This window comes from Bacillus sp. P4_D3, from assembly GCF_056401855.1.
In genome coordinates this window covers 1-6930 of record NZ_JBFUIN010000155.1, presented here as the reverse complement: position 1 = coordinate 6930, position 6930 = coordinate 1, and the positions used below count along the sequence as shown (strand labels likewise).

Genomic DNA, 6930 nt, shown 5'->3' with positions numbered 1-6930 from the left:
GTTGAATATAAAACGATAAAACATGGTCAACAACTTCTGATTAAGCAAGCTGGTATCATAGTGGACTTAAATCCTGATGCCTCAGACTTATATGAACATGATATGTATTATATTACACAAAAACAAGTAGATGGAGGAAATACTGGTATTGCGCTGACGAATTGGCAAACATATTACTTAAAAAGTGACAATAGTGGTCAAATGAATGGTCCTTTGGCTCTAAAATATATTAAACAGGAATTTCCAAATATAAAACCAGGTAATGCTTCTTTTGACCTAATGAAACTTTTTCATGCACTACCGGAAGAGAAACGAAAACTGGCAACGATAACTTCAAATCCAGTAAAGCAATCTGGAATTTTTAGTTATACCTCTGATGAGCTTGCTGAGATAAAAAGACATAAGCTCGCCGTCGTTACACAACATAAAAATAAAAAAGAAAGTCACAGGTAAATGAATTCATTAAGAAGTGATACAAAAACATTGTTTTTTGGTAAACAATGTTTTTGTTTAAAGTAAAATTTTCTTTTTTTGATATGATAACCTCTAGAAGATTTACAAACATTCTTAACGAGTAACTAATCAACAAGTCAATTTTCTGTACGTTAAGGAAATTGGCTTGTTCTTTGTCTAAAGCTACTTAGTGCTTTTATCTCGACCCCTTATAGGCCTCAAATTACGAATGTTTCAAGATAGCTTAATATAGGAAACTACAAGACAAAGTATAAAAAAATCACCCGCTGAAATTGGGAATTTTTTCAGATGTGGCGGGTTATTCTTTGAATCGTTTCCGTACCCCTATATATATCGGCTGAACCCCTTATTCCCCCTTTTCGAGGGGATGGGCAAAAACACCCTTGTTGGATTTTTTTTACAATCATAATCGTACTGCTGGCGATTGTTAGTTTTAGTTTACTTGTTTCTCCATTGGAAGTTTATTTGAGTGTTTTGATTACCGTTGTACTAACATTTTAAAGAGAAAAATGTTTAGATTTGGTCGTGGACGGAAACCAGTTTATGCAATCATATTAACTTCATTAATTGCTGTGGCAATGGTATCTTTCGTATGAAGTAAGCTTATTCCCCTTTTTCGGGGGATGGGCAAAGATACCCAACTATAAATTTACTTGAAACTATTAAAGAAATTTTATTAAAATTGAAATCCTGTAACTCTATAGATGAAGAGGTTGGTTTAGAACTCATCGAGGAGTTATACACAGTATATGATCCAGCAATACGACAATTACAAAAAAATGCCCCTTGTCAAAAAGGGTGTACTGCATGTTGTTTTCAAGATGTTGCACTTCAAAAAATAGAAGTACAAAGAATTAGTAGATATATGGATAAACAAATCAAAAAAAATATTAAGCATAATTTAAAAGAAAAGAAAGCCAGAGAGGAAATTCCTTCATCACTTTGGAGAGATAGAAAAAATTCTATGGAGCCCTGCCCTTTTATTAATATTACAAAGGGAGAATGTTCAATTTATAGCGTTAGACCTTTTAAATGTAAATCTCATTTTGTTTCAAGTAGTCCTAGTTTGTGCAATGAAATAGAGGGGGAAATTACTCGCTATGATGACGATAGATATATCATGCTTATGGAATTAGTAATAGCTTTAATTAATAAGCTGGTATATGATGATATCCATCCAACACTTATCCGAAATTTCTAAGGATTTTACAGGGAAAATAATGAAAGGGTTTTGATTTAGAATATCCAGTGCCGAATAGTCCTTATTTAGCTAAAAATTAGCCTTAACGTACAATTTTCTTTTTTTGATATGATGAACTCTAATTGATGATTTTAGATACAAAAAAAATCCTTTTAAATCAAGGATTTTTTTATATTTTGAACTTTCAGTTGTATGGTATTTGTAAAAGTTTATCGTATTGAATCTGCAAGATGTTTTGGTACTCCTTGGCCCTGGATATCTACGGAGTATTCCATACCACTTTTCACTTTCTTTAATAAATCAAGGGCTTCTTTTGAATACTTATTAAGTCTGGTCTTCTTGCCAACCTGAATAGTAACATGATATCTATTGTCTGAAGCCTTAATATTAATCCCTTTTTCTCTCCATATTCTTGTTATAAGGTCATCTGCTCCGTGCCAACCCTTATAGCCTAAATTTTCACCAACTTGCGTTAAAGTATACGGAAATTGGAAATTTATATCCCCAGCATTGTCTAGAATAGATACACCATATAGTTTGGGAAGATCCTCATCATTTTCTAGTATGTTGGATATCATTTCAAAATTCACGTCAACACTTCTACGCGGTATATCACTTCGAACCAATTTATATGTTCTGGCTAACAATGCTCTTAGAAGCTTAGGATGTACATTTTCTACAGCTTTATTTGCTGCAAACGCTTCTAATATCCACTCAAATGAATTAGCTTCAATATGTTTAACCCTAATTTCCTTCCCCTGTATAACAAATATCTTTTCTTTTTTAGGCTGAGCACTTTCTGTTAAATTAGGATTATATGATAAAAAATATATATTTGAGATTAATTCTCCATTTATTGAAATGATTTCGTCAATATCTGAAAGAATTGCTTGAATATCCTGATCTTGGCCACTATACCCAATAAACAAAAGAGGATGTTCCGCAAAAAATGTTAATAACTTTGCACTAAGATATTTTTTCTTTTTTAAAAACAATTCATAATCCTCATTATTAAAGACTAATTCTTGTATATTTGTAACCGATCCATGAATTTTAAAAATTTCACCAATGGACATAGTATCTGGCCGTAGAATTTCTTGTCCCACTATAGGCTGATACTCAGGAAGTATGGTTTCTAAAAAAGTATCATAATTAGTAGTAATAACAGCATGTGGTTGTATATCCTTAATATGTTCTATTTCTTGGATGTGCCCTGCATTTTCAATCCGGTCTAAAGTAAGTGGTGTAATTTCTTCAAATATATTTTTGATTTCGTGTTTTATATATACATCTATTGGAGTCCCTGTTTTAAATAAGTCTTCTGGATATTTTTCTTTATTTTTCCACGCCCATTTTTTATAATGTTTAGTGAAAATCGATCCAATATCTTCAGGAGTTAACCCGTCTTGAATATAAGAGCCTACTTCTTCTGGAATTTCTGGGCACCGTTGTTTTAATATTTCTAATAGCTCAATCCAATTTGGAGCTTGAAAATATCTTTTGGATAATCCTGAACCTATAAATAAAATAGGTTGTGTTCCCATTTCGTCTAAAGTATTTTTAATATCTTCTATGTATTCTTCTTGGTATCTTTTATAGCTCATTTGTATCCTCACACCCCATTATAATGAACATTCATTTGACAAATTTCTAATGCACCCTATATCAAATCTTTTCTAAAAATCTAATATAAATTATACAGCATTTGTAAAGGAACGGAAATTATTTAGGGAAGGATAAATCAATAAGAACATTTTTTAATATGGTGAGGCCATTTAGCGGATTAATTAGGCGAACAACTAAATGTAGACTATTATTTGAGGGATTTGTTTTTTATTAAGCAATACGGTACGTGAAATTATTATTTTCTTTATTAAAAAAGCCCCATAGATCTTACACCTATGAGCGCTATCTAAGGGGATTTCGATTCCATTCTATTTTAACAGGCTTTCACCATAGATGAGAAACTATAAAGTGATAATAAAGTTATTTAATTTAGATATAAAAAATACAAGAGCTTTGCTACATTGTATTGTATTAAAGCTCTTTAAGGTTGTTTAATTTCTATCCATTTAAAGGTGTGTGCACTCAAAAATCAATAATAAAGTTGTTTAAATCTTGTTCAACTAAAGCACCCATTAGTTCAATAAGAAAAAATTATCTATGATTATTAAAGTGGCCCACCTTCAAAACCAATAGGCCATCCATCCTCTTTAAATTTTACTTTATACTGAAACTCAAAGTGACCATCAAAAATAAAAGCTAAACTAAACCCTGAAAATATATAATCGTCAAAATTAACCATCTTTCCAAAACATATTGTGGATAGATAGTAGTTCTTCATTTCTTGATTAGGGAAGAATTCCTGTAAATATTTTAATGCACGGCTTATATGTAGATGGAGTTCATCGAATATTTTTTCTGCCATTTCGATAATCTCCACATCGGGATTTTCATTATTCCCTTGAATAAAAATCTCCACATCTTCCCATTCTCCGATATTAATACTATAAAACCACCGTTCTTGAATGAGATACTTCTCATTTTCGTATACAGGGGGATTAACTAGGTTTAATTTTTTCACCTCATCTTTAGTTAACGGTTTTTCAAGTATAAGCTTTTTATGCAAAATGTTTTTGATATTAGAGACAATATATTTAGATTTGTTTAATTCTAAAGAGTCCATTTTCCACCTCATAAATTATAAAATAAAGTACATTCCCCTTTAATTATATCAACATCCCTATTCCAATATCCTGCACCGTTAGTTCAATAAGAATTAAATGTTGGTTTGGAATAAAGTTTAATCAGAAACATTACGCAAACACATATTATATGGTAAATAAGAAGCATCCATTTTGAAATAAGTTTGTTCAAAATGGATGCTTTCCTTGTGAATTAGTATACAATTTTTATAAAAAAGTTTGATCATTTTGTTCTCTGTAAATTTAAGTACCTTTCTTCCCATTATATTTAATAGTGCTAAACATAATAACTATTAATCATTATATAAATATTTATGATAATATATAAACTAAGATTATCAACGCAATGGAGGTTTACAATATGAAAAATATACAGGAATCCTTAAAAAAACCATTTATTAAATATCCATTAGCCATAATTTCAGCTATAGCTATAATAAAAACAGGCTATGATTTAGGCTCTTTTATAATAAAGTTAAAATACATTTAAATCATAAAAAAAAGAAATTAATCTTTTGTTTAAAATGTTGCTTTGAAATAAAATTTGATTAAAAACATTTTATAAACACGTATTTTATATCAAAAGAAAAGGATGCATTTTGAATAAAGTTTAATCAAAATGCATCCTTTTCTTTTTAAGATTTCTGTTTAAAAACTAAGAGGGTTATTTACTTTTCAACCACTTAGTTCTAACCAATTCTCTATCGTTTAATATATTGTTCTTAGCTAGTTCATAACACACTAACCAAAAATCTTTTTGCCACTTTGTACAATCTTCCTCGTAATCCATAAGCATTTGAAGCATACAATACGAGTCAGAAGGCTCAATTTGAATCATATCATTTTTAAAAAATAAAGCTATAAAACCATGTTCAATAGATAGCAAGCAACCTTCATCATGAAATGAAATTGCAAAGTAAGCATAGTTGTCCTTCGTATAGTTAGATAAAATCTCAAATGTAGGGGTTCCTAAATAAGGATGGATTTCTTCCATACTATTAAAAGTAATAGGACTAAAGGAATCGTCATTTTTATTATATATCTCGTAACTCATTAAACCTTTCAATTGCAATTCAAATAGACCCTTTAGTATATTTTCATAAACTATATCAAAGTGTTCCTTTAAATAACATAGCGTATTATAAGCTTCTTTTGTTAAGGATTGATTACTTTCTAAATACCCCCCTACCTCAATTTTTTTTCGTCCAAAAAACGAAACAGAACAATTTACGTTTATAGATCCATCCCAACAGTCATATTTTTCAGAGAACTGGAAATCATCAACTTTATCTACCAACATTCACACCTACCTAAATTTTGATATTCATAATTAACGCGCTCTTATTAGAGAAGTTTAACGTCATAATAAAAACACAGTTGGGAACGTGTTGCCCGACTGTGTTTATTATGCCACAACCGAAGCACAGCGGAGGGCGTAGTATAATTGTAATTAATCTACAAAATAGAAAGCAATTTTTAGTCTTGAAAAATAGCTGTAATCCTTATAAAATCTATCAAAAATAAATCCCCACCTTTTAAATACTAAATCCAAAGGGTAAAACGGTGCAACTTTTTTATAAACAGTACATCTTTCTATAAAACGGTACATCTTTATTTCAAATCCACATTAAACAACTTTATTATTTTTCAAAGGACTTTATTGTAAATTAAACAACTTTATTATCTCTTAACAGAAACATAATGATCCAATAACTAACAATCATAATAAGAAATTTTTTACACCTTTGCTGAAAGGAAATACGACCTTCTTCCATTCTACATGCCCCTTTTCTGTATAACTTTTTATATGTTAAAATATAGAGGAAAGAAATCTGCCAATTTCTTTCCCAGACAGTCACTAATGACTTTGCTCTTTGTTTGCTTTTGCAAATGAAGAGCTTTTATTTTGCATACTTATACTTACTTTCTAACATCGCATAGCGCAATAGCTTTAACTTTGTCTCTTTTTTCAACGCTTTCCACTCAGATACACCAATTTTCATTTTTCATTCCTCCAATAATTAAATTTGTTATTTATATAGCTTATAAGTTCCAGTTGTAAATCTTTCTAATTTGTTTATCGCTAAATCCTTCATGGACAGCGAAGATTTCTGGAAAATCAGAGATACACAAATCAATAATTGTATTATCAGTTGTTCTTATATAATAATATTGAACAGCTCCCTCATAATTCGAATATAAATAGTATTTATGAATTTTATAATTTAATCCATTTTTCTCTAATACCTCATAAAGCTTATTTTTAGTTTCATCCATTACGTCAAAAATAGTTAACTGCTCCATCATTAACAGCTCCTCATTGCGTAAATTTACTAAACTAACTCTAAGAACAAGGTTGTTTCATTATGTTCATTGGTATGCACATTGAACTGTTTTCCCGTAGCTTCTAATGCACTAAAAAGCATTCTTTTATATCCTAGATCCATAAAATCTACACTTATTTAACCATGATTCATAATAAATTGAAGATCAGCCATCATCTTTTTAACTTTCCGTTCCATGTAATAACTTTCCGTTCCATGTAATAAC

6 protein-coding genes and 2 pseudogenes are annotated in these 6930 nt (G+C 30.1%); 3 read left to right on the top strand and 5 right to left on the bottom strand.

The window, feature by feature from the left end; all coding sequences use genetic code 11:
- Positions 1-453 (top strand): annotated as a pseudogene (locus tag AC1DTM_RS15415) (hypothetical protein); the annotation flags it as partial.
- 703 nt (positions 454-1156) lie between these two features.
- A complete protein-coding gene (locus AC1DTM_RS15410) occupies positions 1157-1675 on the top strand; it encodes a YkgJ family cysteine cluster protein (RefSeq protein WP_234814274.1) in 519 nt (172 codons plus the stop codon).
- A gap of 209 nt (positions 1676-1884) precedes the next feature.
- Here AC1DTM_RS15410 and AC1DTM_RS15405 read toward each other — a convergent pair whose 3' ends face one another.
- Both AC1DTM_RS15405 and AC1DTM_RS15400 read right to left on the bottom strand, forming a co-directional pair.
- A complete protein-coding gene (locus AC1DTM_RS15405) occupies positions 1885-3279 on the bottom strand; it encodes an SIR2 family NAD-dependent protein deacylase (protein WP_088099807.1) in 1395 nt (464 codons plus the stop codon).
- A gap of 566 nt (positions 3280-3845) precedes the next feature.
- On the bottom strand, positions 3846-4361 hold the full coding sequence (locus AC1DTM_RS15400) for a hypothetical protein (RefSeq protein WP_000377637.1): 516 nt from the start codon (positions 4359-4361) through the stop codon (positions 3846-3848).
- A 380-nt stretch (positions 4362-4741) separates the two neighbouring features.
- Here AC1DTM_RS15400 and AC1DTM_RS15395 point away from each other — a divergent pair, with 380 nt between their 5' ends.
- Positions 4742-4870: a hypothetical protein gene (locus AC1DTM_RS15395; RefSeq protein WP_000790095.1), complete on the top strand. Its 129-nt coding sequence runs from the start codon at positions 4742-4744 to the stop codon at positions 4868-4870.
- A 174-nt stretch (positions 4871-5044) separates the two neighbouring features.
- Here the strand turns inward: AC1DTM_RS15395 and AC1DTM_RS15390 are convergent, their stop codons facing one another.
- The 3 genes and pseudogenes from AC1DTM_RS15390 to AC1DTM_RS15380 form a co-directional block, all read right to left on the bottom strand.
- On the bottom strand, positions 5045-5680 hold the full coding sequence (locus tag AC1DTM_RS15390) for a hypothetical protein (protein ID WP_000959507.1): 636 nt from the start codon (positions 5678-5680) through the stop codon (positions 5045-5047).
- A 743-nt stretch (positions 5681-6423) separates the two neighbouring features.
- The gene (locus AC1DTM_RS15385; RefSeq protein ID WP_088099808.1) at positions 6424-6687 is read right to left on the bottom strand and encodes a hypothetical protein; all 264 of its coding nucleotides are present in this window, start codon (positions 6685-6687) and stop codon (positions 6424-6426) included.
- 26 nt (positions 6688-6713) lie between these two features.
- Positions 6714-6902 (bottom strand): annotated as a pseudogene (locus AC1DTM_RS15380) (hypothetical protein).
- Positions 6903-6930 lie beyond the last annotated feature (28 nt).

What these genes read in the sequence shown, in the direction of transcription:
- AC1DTM_RS15400 (WP_000377637.1), bottom strand. Translation starts at nt 4,361, where the DNA reads ATGGACTCTTTAGAATTAAACAAATCTAAATATATTGTCTCTAATATC.
- AC1DTM_RS15385 (WP_088099808.1), bottom strand. Translation starts at nt 6,687, where the DNA reads ATGATGGAGCAGTTAACTATTTTTGACGTAATGGATGAAACTAAAAAT.
- AC1DTM_RS15395 (WP_000790095.1), top strand. Translation starts at nt 4,742, where the DNA reads ATGAAAAATATACAGGAATCCTTAAAAAAACCATTTATTAAATATCCA.
- AC1DTM_RS15390 (WP_000959507.1), bottom strand. Translation starts at nt 5,680, where the DNA reads ATGTTGGTAGATAAAGTTGATGATTTCCAGTTCTCTGAAAAATATGAC.
- AC1DTM_RS15405 (WP_088099807.1), bottom strand. Translation starts at nt 3,279, where the DNA reads ATGAGCTATAAAAGATACCAAGAAGAATACATAGAAGATATTAAAAAT.